At 46.9% G+C, this 15,206-nt stretch carries 14 protein-coding genes; 8 read left to right on the top strand and 6 right to left on the bottom strand.

The genetic code is table 11. The features are described 5' to 3' along the window. Positions 1-12: 12 nt before the first annotated feature. Together ACUJFK_RS15440 and ACUJFK_RS15435 are read right to left on the bottom strand one after the other, a co-directional pair. Positions 13-1,692 (bottom strand): DUF3300 domain-containing protein, encoded by a 1,680-nt coding sequence (locus tag ACUJFK_RS15440; protein WP_445425393.1) that lies wholly within the window; start codon positions 1,690-1,692, stop codon positions 13-15. A 116-nt stretch (positions 1,693-1,808) separates the two neighbouring features. Continuing rightward, on the bottom strand, positions 1,809-3,515 hold the full coding sequence (locus ACUJFK_RS15435; RefSeq protein WP_306177661.1) for a lysophospholipid acyltransferase family protein: 1,707 nt from the start codon (positions 3,513-3,515) through the stop codon (positions 1,809-1,811). Between the two features lie 231 nt (positions 3,516-3,746). Here ACUJFK_RS15435 and ACUJFK_RS15430 point away from each other — a divergent pair, with 231 nt between their 5' ends. Continuing rightward, complete coding sequence (locus ACUJFK_RS15430) at positions 3,747-4,667, top strand: 2-hydroxyacid dehydrogenase (RefSeq protein ID WP_306177660.1); 921 nt, start codon at positions 3,747-3,749, stop codon at positions 4,665-4,667. A 297-nt stretch (positions 4,668-4,964) separates the two neighbouring features. On the opposite strand, the gene smrA is transcribed toward ACUJFK_RS15430, so the two are convergent. The 3 genes from smrA to ACUJFK_RS15415 all read right to left on the bottom strand — a co-directional run bounded on the left by smrA (position 4,965) and on the right by ACUJFK_RS15415 (position 7,412). Further along, entirely contained in the window at positions 4,965-5,540 is a 576-nt protein-coding gene (gene smrA / locus ACUJFK_RS15425) for a DNA endonuclease SmrA (protein ID WP_445425392.1), read from the bottom strand. A 65-nt stretch (positions 5,541-5,605) separates the two neighbouring features. Continuing rightward, complete coding sequence (locus tag ACUJFK_RS15420; RefSeq protein WP_445425391.1) at positions 5,606-5,899, bottom strand: hypothetical protein; 294 nt, start codon at positions 5,897-5,899, stop codon at positions 5,606-5,608. 184 nt (positions 5,900-6,083) lie between these two features. Then, a complete protein-coding gene (locus ACUJFK_RS15415; protein ID WP_445425390.1) occupies positions 6,084-7,412 on the bottom strand; it encodes a M20/M25/M40 family metallo-hydrolase in 1,329 nt (442 codons plus the stop codon). Positions 7,413-7,537: 125 nt separating this feature from the next. On the opposite strand from ACUJFK_RS15415, the gene ACUJFK_RS15410 reads away from it, so the two are divergent. Beyond that, complete coding sequence (locus ACUJFK_RS15410; protein WP_306177657.1) at positions 7,538-7,954, top strand: response regulator; 417 nt, start codon at positions 7,538-7,540, stop codon at positions 7,952-7,954. A gap of 66 nt (positions 7,955-8,020) precedes the next feature. Next, positions 8,021-8,317, top strand: a complete 297-nt coding sequence (locus tag ACUJFK_RS15405) for an ArsR/SmtB family transcription factor (RefSeq protein WP_226751138.1) — start codon at positions 8,021-8,023, stop codon at positions 8,315-8,317. A 98-nt stretch (positions 8,318-8,415) separates the two neighbouring features. Here ACUJFK_RS15405 and rpsT read toward each other — a convergent pair whose 3' ends face one another. Then, positions 8,416-8,685: a 30S ribosomal protein S20 gene (gene rpsT / locus ACUJFK_RS15400; protein WP_226751139.1), complete on the bottom strand. Its 270-nt coding sequence runs from the start codon at positions 8,683-8,685 to the stop codon at positions 8,416-8,418. 176 nt (positions 8,686-8,861) lie between these two features. Between rpsT and murJ the strand changes: the two genes are divergently transcribed. The 5 genes from murJ to fkpB are packed head-to-tail and all read left to right on the top strand — an operon-like array spanning position 8,862 to position 15,205. Next, positions 8,862-10,439: a murein biosynthesis integral membrane protein MurJ gene (gene murJ / locus ACUJFK_RS15395; protein ID WP_226751140.1), complete on the top strand. Its 1,578-nt coding sequence runs from the start codon at positions 8,862-8,864 to the stop codon at positions 10,437-10,439. Between the two features lie 53 nt (positions 10,440-10,492). Then, on the top strand, positions 10,493-11,443 hold the full coding sequence (gene ribF, locus ACUJFK_RS15390) for a bifunctional riboflavin kinase/FAD synthetase (protein ID WP_226751141.1): 951 nt from the start codon (positions 10,493-10,495) through the stop codon (positions 11,441-11,443). A 14-nt stretch (positions 11,444-11,457) separates the two neighbouring features. Further along, positions 11,458-14,286: an isoleucine--tRNA ligase gene (ileS, locus tag ACUJFK_RS15385; protein WP_445425389.1), complete on the top strand. Its 2,829-nt coding sequence runs from the start codon at positions 11,458-11,460 to the stop codon at positions 14,284-14,286. Beyond that, positions 14,286-14,777, top strand: coding sequence for a signal peptidase II (gene lspA, locus ACUJFK_RS15380; RefSeq protein WP_226751143.1), 492 nt, complete (start codon positions 14,286-14,288; stop codon positions 14,775-14,777). Before ileS ends, lspA begins: the two co-directional genes overlap by 1 nt. Next, positions 14,774-15,205 (top strand): FKBP-type peptidyl-prolyl cis-trans isomerase, encoded by a 432-nt coding sequence (gene fkpB, locus ACUJFK_RS15375; protein ID WP_229586807.1) that lies wholly within the window; start codon positions 14,774-14,776, stop codon positions 15,203-15,205. Before lspA ends, fkpB begins: the two co-directional genes overlap by 4 nt. Position 15,206: the final 1 nt, after the last annotated feature.

Here is a 15,206-nt window from a genome sequence, read left to right as displayed (position 1 = left end):
AAAGCGCCACAGCTAATTTTGCTGTTGTTGACGAGGTGTATTTGCCTCGACGCGCGCAGATTGATTAGCGTCTGGGCGTTGACGGATCCGCTGCTCTTGTACTGGCCGTGTCGCAGGTTGCGCGCGTTGCTCTGGCGCACTGCGATTAAACGATTGGATCCGCTGTTCTTGTACCGGTCGCGTTACTGGCTGTGTACGTGGTTCTTGCACTGGCCGCATCACCGGCTGTGCACGTTGCTCAGGCGTACTGCGTTGCATGCGCTGTTCTTGCACGTGCCGAGTTACAGGCTGTACACGTTGTTCTGGCACACTGCGATTAACGGATGATATGCGCTGTTGTTGCACGGGTTGTGTAACTGGTTGTACGCGCTGCTCTGGCGCGTTGCGACTTAGTACGCTTTTGATACGTTGTTCTTGCTCTGCGCGCGCAACAGGCTGGATGCGCTGCTCGGATGCATTTCGGCTACGAGGTTGCGGCTGTTGTATTGCGGTGTTAGCACGATCAATCGGTTGGATCCGCTGTTCATTGTGGCGATTAAAGGGTTGTATGCGTTCAGAGCCTACTCTGTCTTGCTGGTCTTTTACCTGAGAGGTCACAGGCGCAGTGATCGGTTGGGTCCGTTGCTCATTCTCTGCCCACTTTTCAGCAATCCGGCCTGTGTTGCGTTCTCGCTCATTCGGTCGGGTTGTCGACGCATTGCTGCGCTGCGCTTGACGAGCCGCTTCTTGTTCACGTCTTACATTACTTTGACGTAAACGACTGTCGGCAGGGATAAAGCTTCCGACGTTTTGTTCAGGCTGTACATTCGGACGATTAGAATGCTTTCGCTCGTCACGCCAGTGGTTATTGCGGTGTACGATCTGGGGTTGACGATAATACACACCCCGGCGATGGTATTGATCATGTTGCCAGCGGGGAGCCTGGTGGAAATGCTGACGCTTAGGGTAATAGCGTGGGGGTTCATAATAGTAGTTGTGTTGCACGACGACATGGCGATGCTGCCAATCGAAGATGCTAAAATAAAATGATGGCCGGATCTGAAAACCCGAGCCCCAGTAAAAGCTCACTTGATTGCGGTATGCAGCTGGGCCATGCCAATAAACCGGTGGATGGGTAGGCCACCACCAGTTACCATAGACAACGCGGGTGTCGTAGTAGGGCACATAAATCACTTCGCGCCGCGCCGGTTCAATCACAATCACCTCACGCTGACGTTCTACGATGACATGTTCACTATTACGCAGTGAACCTTGCGCATAGGCGCGTTCACGTAGTCGTTGGATACTGGCTAATAAGGCTGCTTCGTCGGTTAAAAAGGCTTCACCAAGTTGCTGTGTCCACTGCAGATCTTCATTTAAGCGGTTTAGCAATTGAGGAAAGGCCGTTAACGCTTGAACGCTAGGATCCCAATCTTGTAAGCTCGCTGCTTCAACCGCCATTTCTGCCGTAAGGTTGGGGTTTTGTTCTAACCAACGTGCCGCTTGCACCACTTCTAATGGATAGGTGGCGGCGATCAGCACATGCGTCAGTACACTGTCGGGATACAGGGCCACTGGGGCCAGCATTTGATCAAATTCTGCATCACTGATTTGCACAGTGGCATTGTTACTTTGCGTTTGCGAAGCACAGCCTGTGCTCACTAATAGCAGGGTGAGCAATAACACCGATTGCAAAGCTCGATAGACTTGCATAATTCCTCCTCAGTGCTGCGTTTGGCAACTGGCCCACAACACTCTTTGGTGTAGCATACACTCAAGTTATAAAGGAAGATGGCTGAATCTTGGCTGAACTTTAAACAATCTTAGCACTAGTCTAGATATCGAGCGCGTTTAGTTGCTGTTACTAAGGATAAATCGACTAACACTAAGCCATCAACACAATTGGCAAACTCAGGATCAATGCCAAAAGCTAAAAACGTTGTGCCACCCGGGGTGCAAAGCTCACTGTATTGCTTATATAGCGTAGGTACACTGACTTTCATATTCGCTAGTAAATGTTTTAATTGGCTAAAGTCTGCAGCATAGTCGTTACCTGTAAAATGTTGGGCTAATTGCTGCACCGTTGGCGCCGCTAATGGGTAAGGACGTTTCGCTTCAGCGCTTGGTAGAGCAGACCCAAAATACAAACCATAGAAGTATACTAATAAATCTCTGGCCGGTACGGGATAGCTATTTGACAAACTCACGCCGCCAAATAAATAACGCACCTGCGGATTTTGTTTTAAATAGGCACCAATGCCATACCATAAATATTCTAGGCTGCGCTTACCCCAATAGCGTGGTTGCACAAAACTTCGACCTAACTCTAAACCCTGAGCTAAGTAAGGCTGCATGGACGGAGAAAACTGAAATAAGGTTTGGGTATATAAGCCTGTTGGCCCTTGTTCTGCTAATACCTTGTTAGTATCAGCCAAGCGGTAAGCGCCTACAATTTCTAAATCTTCGTTATCCCATAACAGTAAATGAGCATAGTGGCTGTCAAAGCGATCAATATCTCGGCGTTGGCCGGTGCCTTCCCCGACAGCTCGAAAAGCTAATTCTCTTAAGCGTCCTATTTCCCGCATGATGGGCGAGCTTTGTTGATGTTGATATAAGTAAATTAATTTCCCATCACGGGTTTCACCCAACCGTTGGCACTGACTTATTGCCTTTTTTAATACTGCTCTTGGTTCAGGCCGTGCTATCGCGGTTTGCGTGATGAAAAGTGAGGGGCGATCGGTAGCAAGCCGGTATAGCTGCTTTTTGAACAGTTTTACTTTTACTGGAACCGGCAATGATAACTGGCTAAAGCTGTTACAGGGGATTTGTTCGCCAATACGAACCGCCATGGTTTTTCCTTTTTGTTTAAACATCTCTCTTACCAGTAACATGCTGGCTAGGGGTTTGTATAAAGCTGAGGCAGCATAAAAAACCCATGAATTTCGTGCGGTCAGATGCAGTGGGACTATTGGTGCATTAGCCTGGCTGGCTAAGCGTAAAAAGCCACTGTGCCATTTACCATCGCGAACACCTTGCGGGCGTAAGCGTGATACTTCGCCAGCGGGGAATATTATTAAGGCCCCAGCTGCGGCTAGATGCTGTTGAATCGCCTCAAGCTTGTGCCGTTCTGTACCTCCGTTAAGGTTATTAACAGGCAACAATAAGTTTTGCATTGGCGCTAAGCTCATCAGCAGTTGGTTGGCCATGATTTTCAGATCTGGGCGCAGCCCACTGACCAGTTTTAACAGGGCTAAACCGTCTAACGATCCTATTGGGTGATTAGCAATCAGCAACACTGGGCCGGTCGAAGGGATATGATCTAGCTCATCATCACGCACGCTATAGCTAAACTGAAAGTATTCTAATACTTGTTCAACAAACTCCATGCCTTGTAAATGTGGATAGCGAGCGGCAAAAGCTTGGAATTCCCGCTCGTGCAATAAATAGCTGAGGAGCATTTTGCCGGGGCGATACCACCAGGGCTTTGGTTGATCGGACATGAAATGCTGTTCTAATAGTTGCTCTACGTTAAGCATGATTTATTCCCAAGGCAAGATAGACTGGCGATCTAGACGAATCCTTGTAGACTACTCATCGCAGATGACAAATAAGTGGCAGTTTTGTGGCAGTTTTGACACAGCAAACACATGAAATGCTGTAGCTGTTTTCGCAGTGAACGGGGATATTTAAGCGGTATCTTAGCAACCACTTTAACAGTGCTATGCTAAGATAAAGCATTAATAGCAAGTAGCATTATAGGGGTTGTTTTGAGTATTGCGCTGATTATTCCCGATAGAAAACTAGATGATTTACAGCAACGTTTGCAGCAAGCCTTACCCACAACGCCAATTGAAATTTGGCCCGATATCGCAAAGCCAGAACACGTGACGTTTGCCGTGGTATGGAAGCAACCCACAGGCTCGGTGGCCAGCTTGCCGAATCTTAAAGCTTTGCAAAGTTTTGGTGCCGGTGTTGATGGGATCCTCAGTGATGCCAGCTTACCGCGTTTACCTTTGGCTCGGATTGTCGACCCGGCGTTAACCGAGGCAATGCTTAGTTATCTGGCGGGCATTGAAGCGTATTACCGTTTGAGGCTCGATCTGTTTCAGCAACAACAGCAACAAGCCTTGTGGCGACCGAAAAGTCCGCGTCGTTTAAGCTCATTGTGTGTACTTGGCTTAGGTGAACTGGGTACGGCCACGGCATTACACTTTAAAGCTCAAGGTTATCAAGTGAACGGTTGGTCGCGCCGCCCACAACAATTAGCCGGTGTTCATTGTTTTGCGGGTACCGAGCAATTGGCTGCTGCCGTCGGTTCAGCGGATTTGCTGATCTGTTTATTGCCTTTAACTGCACAAACTGAAAACCTGTTAAATGCTGACTTTTTTGCCATGCTCAAGCCTGGTGCCATTCTGATTAATGTGGCGCGTGGTGCCATCGTCGATGAGCAGGCGTTGCTCGCCGCGTTAGACAGTGGCCAACTAGCGGCCGCCTGTTTAGATGTGTTCCGTCAAGAACCCCTTGTGGCGGAGCATGCGTTTTGGCGGCATCCTGCCATTATGATTACACCGCATATTTCTGCGGTGACTAAAGTGGAGACCGTGGTGGCGCAAATTGCGGAAAACTACCAACGCAGTTGTCAGGGGCAATCGTTAGTTAATGAAGTCGATTTACAACAAGGCTATTAACCCTAGTGATAATAATGACTTGAATAGTAGTATTATCTTTATTAGACTGATTCTGCTAATGAGATTTTGCAGTACTTAGTAGAAATAGAGAATAAGAAGAAGTCATTTGAGGTTTATTATGAGTAAAGCGTCCAATCGTGGTTTTGGCTTTACCACACTCGCTATTGCCGTGGTCCTTATGGCGTTAACAGCGTTTTTTACCAAAGCTGAAGCATTCAGTTGGCTGATCTAAAAAAACAGGGCTGGTTATCCAGCCCTGATTTTTATACCTGATGATCTTATTAATTCGACGCGTCGCTATTTAGTATGCCGTTCACGGTTCTCGCGTTTTTGCTCTGCATTTTTCTGCAATAACACATAGGTAGCACTGTAACCCCCATGCTGGCGCTGCGCGGTATGAGCGGCTAAAACGGGGACAAAACTGGGTAACCACTTAAAAACATAGCTGCGCAAAATAGCGGGGTGTGGCTTACTGTTTCGGCCCATACCATGCTGGATCAATAACGTTCTGACGCCACGTTTATGGCAGTCGGTAATAAATTGCAGTAACTGACTACGAGCTTCTTGCAAGCTTTTACCAAGCAGGTTAAGCGTAGCATCTAATTGATACTTGCCTAAGCGCAGATTGCGATACACACCTTGTTGTACGCCATCTTTACAATAGGCAAATACGTCGTCGGGTTTAACTAAATCAACGTATTCCATGCTCAAATATTGAGGATCGTACTCCATCTCTTGTTCAGCGGCTTTGCGTCTGGCCTGCTGCGCTAAGGTAGGACTGAATTCGCCATTTTGTTGAAGTACCGCATCTTGCGGTAGGGGTTTAACATCGGCCATTTCGCTCAGAAACAGCTCAAATTCGTCTTGTGACATGTCTGACTCCGATGCTTACTGCTAAGAGCCGAGTATAGCTTGTCAGGCTGCTGGAAAAAAGCCGCTTATTTTGTTTGCGCTTGTAACTCAATATTCGCCAGATCATTGGCGGTTGCTGCGGCGGCTTGGGCTTTTTTACGGGCAGCAGCAAAACGCAGCAGGTAATAAGCATTGATCAATAAAACTAATAAGTTGGAAATCACCCCTTGCGGAATGGCGATGTGGCTGTAATACACAAACAATAAGCTGCAACCGATTAATGTAGCTAATCGAAGCCAGAACACATCTTTAATAAAAAAAGCGCTGATACAAATTGTTAGGCCAATCCAGCTGATAATGTCGTAGAACAGATTTTCCATGTTAATGCTCCGGCATAGTGTGCGCAATGCCGCGCATTATGAGCAGAGTCGAGTAATTACTCAACTAAGATAAATTACATTTTTCAGATTAGTTTATTTAATGGATTTTTTGCTGGATTTGCCAAAGGCGATAACGCGAATACAAAAGGATTAGCGCCGCAGCGAGCGGCGCTAATGTCACGAATTACTGACGTAAATTAACCTGACTATTGGAAATTTCACGCGTCATAATTAACCATGCTTCGAGGTTTTGCCGCAATGCAGTGGGATCAATTTTATCCAGCGTATCATTTGGGGTATGGTGATAATCAAAGTAATCCGTACCATCCTGCATCAGACTCGCGACGGGTACGCCTTGTGCTTTTAACATCGACACATCTGGCCCCCCAGACGCGGTGTTCGGCCCCATAGCGATACCCAGCGGTGCTAATTTTTTCTGCAGTTCCTGGGCAAAGGCTAATGCTTGTTCACCCATACCGGTGTCAAAACGCCAAATACGACCTGCGCCAAAGTCTGATTCTGAAGCAAACACATGGGTGTGTAATTGCTTATGGTGTTTAGCGGCATATGCGCGGGCGCCAATTAAACCGCCTTCCTCATTACCAAATAACACCACGCGAATGGTACGCTCAGGCTTCTCTTGCTTTAATAAAGCGGCTGTCGCCATCACGATACCCACACCGGCGCCATCATCTAATGCGCCAGTACCTTCATCCCAAGAATCTAAGTGTGCACTGATTAGCACGATTTCATCGGGGCGTTTGCTACCTTTGATCTCGGCAATCACATTGTGACTGGTAACAGTACCTGGAAGATTATTACTCATTTGCATGTTTAGCGTGAGCTCTGGGTTAATCGCCAGCATCTTGCTCAATTGCTGCGCATCGGGTACGGAAATGGCTGCCGCAGGAATACGTTCAATGCCTTCTTCGTAACGCATTTGACCGGTGTGGGCAAAACGGTTATTGCTGCTACCGACTGAGCGGATCACTAAGGCTTTTGCACCAAGTTTTGCTGCTTCAACTGCGCCCGTGGCGCGTGCCCCGACGACTTGGCCATAAAAACCACCGCGAATATCTTTCTCTAAAGCATGATTAATAAAAACAATACGATCTTTCACTTTAGAAGCGTCCGCTTTTTTGAGCTCTTCTAAGGTATTAAACATGACAACTTGGCTGTTGATGCCATCAAACGGGGTACCGACTGAACCACCCAAAGCGGTGACCACTAGAGATTGATGAAAAGGTGCTGCCACTTTTAAGCTCGCTTGACCACGCTCCCAGTAAAGCATATCAAAGGGTTCGCGCCAGACTTTATCAAAACCTAGTTCGTTAAATTTTTGCTCTGCCCACAGTACCGAGCGCATATCGGCCTCACTGCCGGCTAAGCGCGGGCCCACTTCCACCGTTAACGATTCAACTAATTTGTAAGCTAAATCTTTATCAATAGTTACATTTTGGGCATGCACATTTAGGCTAAAAGCTGCTAGTATTGTTGTTATCCACACTTTCATGGTTTGTTCCCGCTGTTTAGTTTTGACTGATGTGGAGACGTTATCATGTTTTACGGATGAAACCTAAGTAACTCGCTGGACGTCAGTTTTTGGTCGACCAGCCGAAAAATGGAGACGCTGCAAGGATGCAAGCATTTATTCAAACCTGCTATAACCCCACTCCTGTAACCCAACAGTTAACGGCGCTTGTTGTTGATGATACGGTGGCTGTGCGTGCTTACCTTAAAAGTATCTTGCATCAACTTGGTGTAACTCAGGTGCTAGAGGCAGCCGACGGCGCCAAAGGCGAAGCCTTGTTTATGCAGCATCAACCACAATTAGTTTTTTTGGATATTCAGCTACCAGACATAAACGGTAAGGTATTGTTGCAACGTTTCAGGTGTGTTGACCAGCAATCACATATATTTATGATCTCGGCTTATTCCAGTGTCGATAACTTGAAAGCAGCTGTAGCAGGCGGAGCAAAAGCTTTTGTAGTGAAACCTTTTACTGCAGAAAGAATCTCAAGTCTGGTTCAACCCTTATTGTCGTGTAGTGTCTGATGCATACCCGGATTATTCTGTCATAATGAGATCAGGCTAGTATTAGTTTAATGAGCGGTGCAAAACATGAATTTAGAAGATATGCTGAAAAATTCAGCGGAAGCAGTGAAGTTACTGAAAGCGGTGTCGAATGAGCGCCGTTTAATTATTTTATGCCATTTGTTGCAAGGCGAGCTGTCGGTAGGTGAATTAAACAGCAAGTTGGATTTAAGCCAATCTGCACTTTCACAGCATCTCGCGTTATTGCGCAAAAATAAATTGGTGAAAACGCGTAAAGAATCGCAAACGGTGTTTTATCGGATCTCAAGCGATGAAGTAACCGAAGTCATTGCACTATTACACAAACTGTATTGCGCTGAGTAATTTGTCGCGCTGTGCACTGATTGTCGGCGGCTTTGTGTGGCCGAAAAGAACTTACAAAAAAACCAGCCGAAGCTGGTTTTTTTGTTTTACATCGCCAATTAGGCTGCTTTTAACGCTTTTACATGGGCGTTTAAGCGAGACTTATGACGAGCTGCTTTGTTCTTATGGATCAGACCTTTGGCTGCCATACGATCAATAACAGGGACCATCTTGTTGAACGCTTCCTGAGAAGCTACTGCGTCAGCAGTTAATACTGCTGCGTAGGTTTTCTTGATGAAAGTACGCATCATAGAACGTTGACTGGCGTTTTGCTGACGACGTTTTTCTGATTGTATTGCGCGCTTCTTAGCAGACTTGATGTTAGCCAAGGTAACACTCCTAAAAACTTAAAACCGGACTCTTTAAAGGCCGCATAATATGCCTATTTACTGGCCCATTGTCAAATGCTTTAAACGAAAAGGCCCGTAATTAAATTGCAGTGAGCACTGGTAATTGATCTCAGTAACAGGTGAAAATAGCGCCGCAGCAAATAAAGGAGTCTCTCGTGTCAGGAAAATTACTAAAGTCAGGGCTGATTGTCAGCTTTATGACGTTGATTTCAAGAGTGTTAGGCCTGGTGCGGGATGTGGTGGTTGCCAATTTTGTTGGTGCGGGTGCTGCTGCTGACGTGTTTTTCTTTGCTAACCGTATCCCGAATTTTTTACGTCGACTCTTTGCCGAGGGCGCTTTTTCTCAAGCCTTTGTGCCGGTGTTAAGTGAAGTTAAAGCTAAACATGGTGATGATGCGGTTCGAGAATTAGTGGCCAAGGTGGCGGGAACGCTGGGTGTTATTGTCACTCTAGTGACGCTGGTGGGGGTGGTCGGCTCGCCGCTGATTGCTTTGCTGTTTGGTATGGGCTGGTTTATCGAATGGCTGAATGACGGGCCTGACGCGCACAAGTTTGAAATGGCCAGTGTGATGTTAAAAATTACCTTTCCTTATCTTTGGTTTATTTCTTTAGTCGCGTTATCGGGCGCGGTGTTAAATACCTATAACCGTTTTGCGGTAGCGGCCTTTACGCCCGTTTTCTTAAATATTGCGATTATAGGCTCGGCGCTGTATCTGGCCCCTGAGTTGGATGAACCCGCCATGGCATTGGCTTGGGGCGTGTTTATTGGCGGTATTGTACAGTTATTATTTCAATTACCGTTTTTAGCTAAAGCTGGTTTGCTGGTGTTGCCAAGATGGCATTGGCAAGATGAAAACGTGACAAAGATCCGTACTTTGATGTTACCAGCGCTGTTTGGTGTTTCTGTAAGCCAAATCAATCTGCTGCTCGATACCGTGATTGCTTCATTTTTACTAACCGGGGCCGTAAGCTGGTTATATTACTCGGATCGGTTAATTGAGTTTCCACTGGGCTTATTCGGGATCGCGATTGCCACGGTGATCCTGCCGAACTTATCGCGGCATCATGCCACGGCAGATACTGCGCGCTTTGCTCACACGCTGGATTGGTCAGTGCGCTTTGTGGCGATGTTTGGTTTACCGGCGATGCTGGCGTTAATGGTGCTGGCACAACCGATTATCACGGTGCTGTTTATGCGCGGTGAATTTACCCAGCAAGATGTGTTAATGGTGTCGTACAGCTTATTGGCCTATTGCTGTGGCTTGTTAAGTTATATGCTAATCAAGGTATTAGCACCTGGCTATTATGCGCGGCAAGATATTAAAACGCCGGTGCGAATTGGCATTATTGCTATGGTGGCCAATATGGTGTTTAACCTGATGTTGGCACCCTTTTTAAGTTATGTAGGCTTGGCTTTAGCTACGGCGATGTCGGCAAGTTTAAATGCGTTTTTATTGTATCGTGGTTTAAAAATCGCTGGGGTGTATCAATTAAGCCGTTTTAGTATGGTGATGCTGGCTAAATTTGCTTTGGCCAGTGTATTGATGGCTTCAGCGCTCTATGTCGTAAGCCCAAGCTTAAGTGTCTGGGTGGCGCTGCCTTTAACGTCGCAAATAGTGCAATTATCCAGTTTGTGTCTGTTGGCTGTAATAGCGTACTTTGCCTTGCTGTTCCTGTTTGGGGTGCGTTTGGCTGATTTTAAAGCAAAAACTGTTGCTGAAAGCCAACGGTGATCGGGTTATAATCGTCAGCTGACAAGCAACCGCAGGCATAATTTAAGGCAGGCATGGAGTTAATTCGCGGCATCCACAACATATTACCGCAGCATAAAGGCTGTGTGTTAACCATCGGCAATTTTGACGGTGTGCACTTGGGGCACCAAGCCGTGTTAGCTCAGGTTAAACAACTGGCACAGTCGAAGCAGTTGCCGTCTTGCGTAATGGTGTTTGAACCCCAACCTCTGGAATTATTCGCGGGCAGTGATGCGCCGGCTCGGATTTCTCGCTTTCGTGAAAAGTATTTAGCGTTGGCGGAATTAGGCATCGACCGATTACTCTGCGTTGGCTTTAATCGTGCTTTTGCGGCACAAGATCCAGAACAGTTTATTGAAGATTTACTGCTTGATAAGTTAGGCGTACAGCATTTGATTGTGGGTGATGACTTTCATTTTGGCCAAGCCCGTAGCGGTAATTACGCGTTATTAGAACGTGCCGCCTCAAAGTATGGTTTTGGTTTAAACAGCACCTCAAGTTTAAAACTGGAGCAGCAACGGGTCAGCAGTACGTTGATCCGCAGTGCCTTACAAGCCGACCAACTGCATTTAGCTGAAACTATGCTAGGTCGGCCTTTTGCATTAACTGGGCGAGTAAGACATGGTCGTAAGTTAGGCCGAAACCTTGGCTTTCCCACTGCGAATGTCTGGTTGTATCGTAAAAAATTACCGGTATCAGGCGTTTATGCCATCACTGCTCGCACCTGTTTTGGGGTGTTTCAAGGGGTGGCTAATATTGGTAATCGGCCAACCGTACAGGGTGTGCGTGAACAACTAGAAGCGCATCTATTTGATTTTAATCAAGATTTATATGGTAGTCAGATTGAGGTGGTGCTGCGGCACAAACTTCGAGCCGAACAGCGGTTCGACAATCTGGATGCATTAAAACAGCAAATCGCCGTCGATGAAGCGGCAGCGAAACAGTATTTTAGTCAGCAGCCTGCGCTACTGAACTCACTAACTTAACGGAATTTAAACGGATGAGCGATTACAAGCATACCCTGAATTTACCAGAAACGGCTTTTGCTATGCGCGGCAATCTGGCACAGCGTGAGCCACAAATGTTGGCAAAATGGACCGAAGCCGATTTATATGGTCAGATCCGTGAAGCCAAAAAGGGTAAAAAAACCTTCATTCTGCACGATGGCCCCCCTTATGCGAACGGTAATATTCACATCGGCCATGCTGTTAATAAGATCCTTAAAGACATTATTGTTAAAGCAAAAACGTTATCTGACTTCGATGCACCCTATGTACCGGGTTGGGATTGTCATGGTTTACCGATTGAATTGGTGGTGGAGAAAAAGTACGGCAAGCCCGGACAAAAATTAACGCCTGCCGAATTTCGAGAGAAGTGTCGTGAATATGCGTTAACGCAAATTGATGCGCAGCGCACTGACTTTATCCGCTTGGGCGTATTGGGCGATTGGTATAAGCCATATCGCACAATGGATTTTCAAACCGAAGCTAATATTATCCGCAGCTTAGGTAAAATTATTGAAAACGGCCATTTGTTACAAGGGTTCAAACCCGTGCATTGGTGTACCGACTGTGGTTCGGCCTTAGCCGAAGCGGAAGTGGAATACCAAGACAAGATTTCACCGGCTATTGATGTGCGCTTTCAAGTCGTGGATGAATCGGTCGTCGATCGCTTTGATCATCCAGAAGCGCATCGGGGGCATGGCCCGTTGGCTGTGGTGATCTGGACCACCACACCTTGGACAATTCCAGCAAACCGCGCCGTGGCGCTTAATGCCGAGCTGAGCTATTCACTGGTGCAGGTTGAGCAAGGACCACAAGGTGCTGAGCGCTTGATTATCGCCACTGATCTGGTAAAAGAGGTAATGGCGCGCGCTAATATTGAACATTATCACGCCTTGGGGTTCTGCCAAGGTAAGCAGCTAGACTTAGTCAAGCTGCAGCATCCGTTATACGATTTCCAAGTGCCGGTGGTACTGGGTGAACATGTTACGACTGAATCGGGTACAGGATGTGTGCACACGGCACCAGGGCACGGACAAGAAGACTTTGTTGTTGGTCAAAAATACCATTTAGAAGTGGCGAACCCCGTCGGTGCCAATGGCGTTTATCTGCCGGATACACCGATGTTTGCTGGCCAGCACGTTTTTAAAGCCAATGACACTATTGTTGAAGCATTAAAGGCGGCTGGCGCATTGTTATTGCACAAAGCGTATAAGCACAGTTATCCCCATTGCTGGCGTCATAAAACACCCATTATCTTTCGCGCTACGCCCCAATGGTTTATCAGCATGGAGCAGCAAGGCTTGCGACAAATGTCGTTAGAGCAAATTGCTAAAACTCGCTGGATCCCTGATTGGGGTCAACAACGTATTGAAAACATGGTAGCAGGCCGGCCCGATTGGTGTATTTCACGGCAGCGTACCTGGGGTGTACCTATTGCATTGTTTGTAGATAAAGATACCGGCGCCTTACATCCAAAAACTGCAAGTTTAATTGAACTGGTGGCGAAACAAGTTGAGTTGGGCGGCATTCAAGCTTGGTTTGATCTTGATGCAGCACAATTGCTTGGCGAAGACAGTGAGCGTTATACCAAAGTAACCGACACGCTCGATGTTTGGTTTGACTCGGGCATTACCCATGCTGCGGTGGTGGATGCGCGACCAGAGTTTCACCAGCCTGAGCAGATTGATTTGTATTTAGAAGGCTCAGATCAGCATCGTGGTTGGTTTATGTCATCCCTGATGACGGGCGTGAGCATGAAACAGCGCGCACCGTATAAACAAGTATTAACCCATGGTTTTACCGTTGATGGTGAAGGCCGCAAGATGTCAAAGTCTTTGGGTAATGTGGTATCACCGCAAGATGTCATGAACAAATTGGGTGCCGACATTTTACGTTTGTGGGTAGCAACAACGGATTACACCTCAGAGATGACGGTTTCTGATGAGATCCTTAATCGTGCGGCCGATAAATATCGCCGCATTCGTAATACTGCGCGTTTCTTGTTAGCAAACCTAAACGGTTTTAACCCAGAAACCGATGCTTTACCATTTAACCAATTGGTCGAGTTAGATTTGTGGGTGGTTAATCGTGCTGCACAGTTACAGCAAGAAATCATCGATGCCTACGACAATTATCAGTTCCATCAGGTCAGTCAAAAGCTGATGAACTTCTGTACTGTTGAACTGGGTAGTTTCTATCTGGACGTGATTAAAGATCGTCAGTACACCGCGCACAAAGACAGCCAAGCACGTCGTAGCTGCCAAACGGCGCTGTATCATATTGTACAAGCCATGGTGCGCTGGATGGCGCCGATTATGAGCTTTACAGCCCAAGAGATTTGGGAAGCCTTACCAGGTCAGCAGCAGGCGTTTGTGTTTACGGATGTCTGGTATAGTGGTTTTACCGAGTTACCGGCTGGGCGTTTCAGTAATGCGTATTGGCAACAACTGCTGCAAGTGCGGGACGAGGTGAACAAAGTGTTAGAAGCAGCACGTCGGGAAGAGCGGATTGGTGCCTCTTTGCAAGCCGAAGTGACCTTGTTTGCCGAGCCCAGTTTAGCAGCAGCCTTACAGCAGTTAGGTGACGAATTACGCTTTGTACTGATCACTTCTACGGCAACCGTTAGTGCACAAGCGCCGAACGCGGACGCGATTGCTACGGCAATTCCGGGGCTAAGTGTATTGGTCACAGCGTCAAGTGCGGCGAAGTGTGAACGTTGTTGGCATCACCGGCATGATGTGGGTATTGATCCGGCGCAGCCGGGGATCTGTGGTCGCTGTGTTGATAACGTCAGTGGCCAAGGTGAAACACGGGAATTTGCGTAATGCGTTTATTTCAAGAAACTGCATGGCGTTGGTGGTGGTTAATTGCGTTGCTGCTCCTATTGGATCAGTTGACTAAGCAGTTAGTGCACCAACAAATGGCCCTATTTGATTCAATTGAGTTGTTGCCTTTTTTTAACCTAACCTATGTACGAAATTATGGTGCAGCATTCTCATTTTTAAGTGATGCGGGGGGATGGCAGCGCTGGTTCTTCACCGGTATTGCGATCGGGATCAGTGTGGTCATTGCCGTTTGGATGAGCCGCTTAAAACGCCACGAAATCAAACTCAGTTTGGCATTAAGTTTGGTGTTGGCTGGCGCCATAGGTAATTTAATTGATCGTAGCATATATGGTTATGTGATTGATTTCTTTCATTTGTATTATCAGGATTGGCATTACCCCGCTTTTAATATTGCCGACTCAGTGATCTGTATTGGCGCTGCACTGTTAATTTGGGATAGTTTTAGCAGTGATTCTGGAGCAAAAAAATGAGTATGATTACCTCAAGCAGCACCGTGGTGTTTCATTTTGATATCAAATTGACTGACGGCTCTGCCGCTGAAAGCACCCGAGTGCACAATAAACCGGCTAAAACCCAACTGGGTGATGGCAGTTTATCTCCGGCGTTTGAAGCACAATTATTAGGCTTACAGGCCGGTGATAAAAAAACCTTTACCCTAGCGCCAGAAGACGCTTATGGTACGCCAAACCCTGATAATATTTATTATGTTGACCGCAGTAAGTTTTCTGCAGACGCCCCAGCCAAGGTTGGTTCTATTATTGGTTTCGCCATGCCAGATGGCTCTGAGTTACCGGGGCTCGTACGTGAAGTGGTGGGCGACTCGGTGACGATTGATTTTAATCATCCACTGGCTGGCCAAACCCTAACTTTTAATATCGAAATTGTACAAGTGAGCTGAA

This window comes from Alishewanella sp. HL-SH06 (assembly GCF_052656265.1).
The sequence above is the reverse complement of the archived record's forward strand: the minus strand, read 5'-3'. Positions and strand labels throughout refer to the sequence as shown.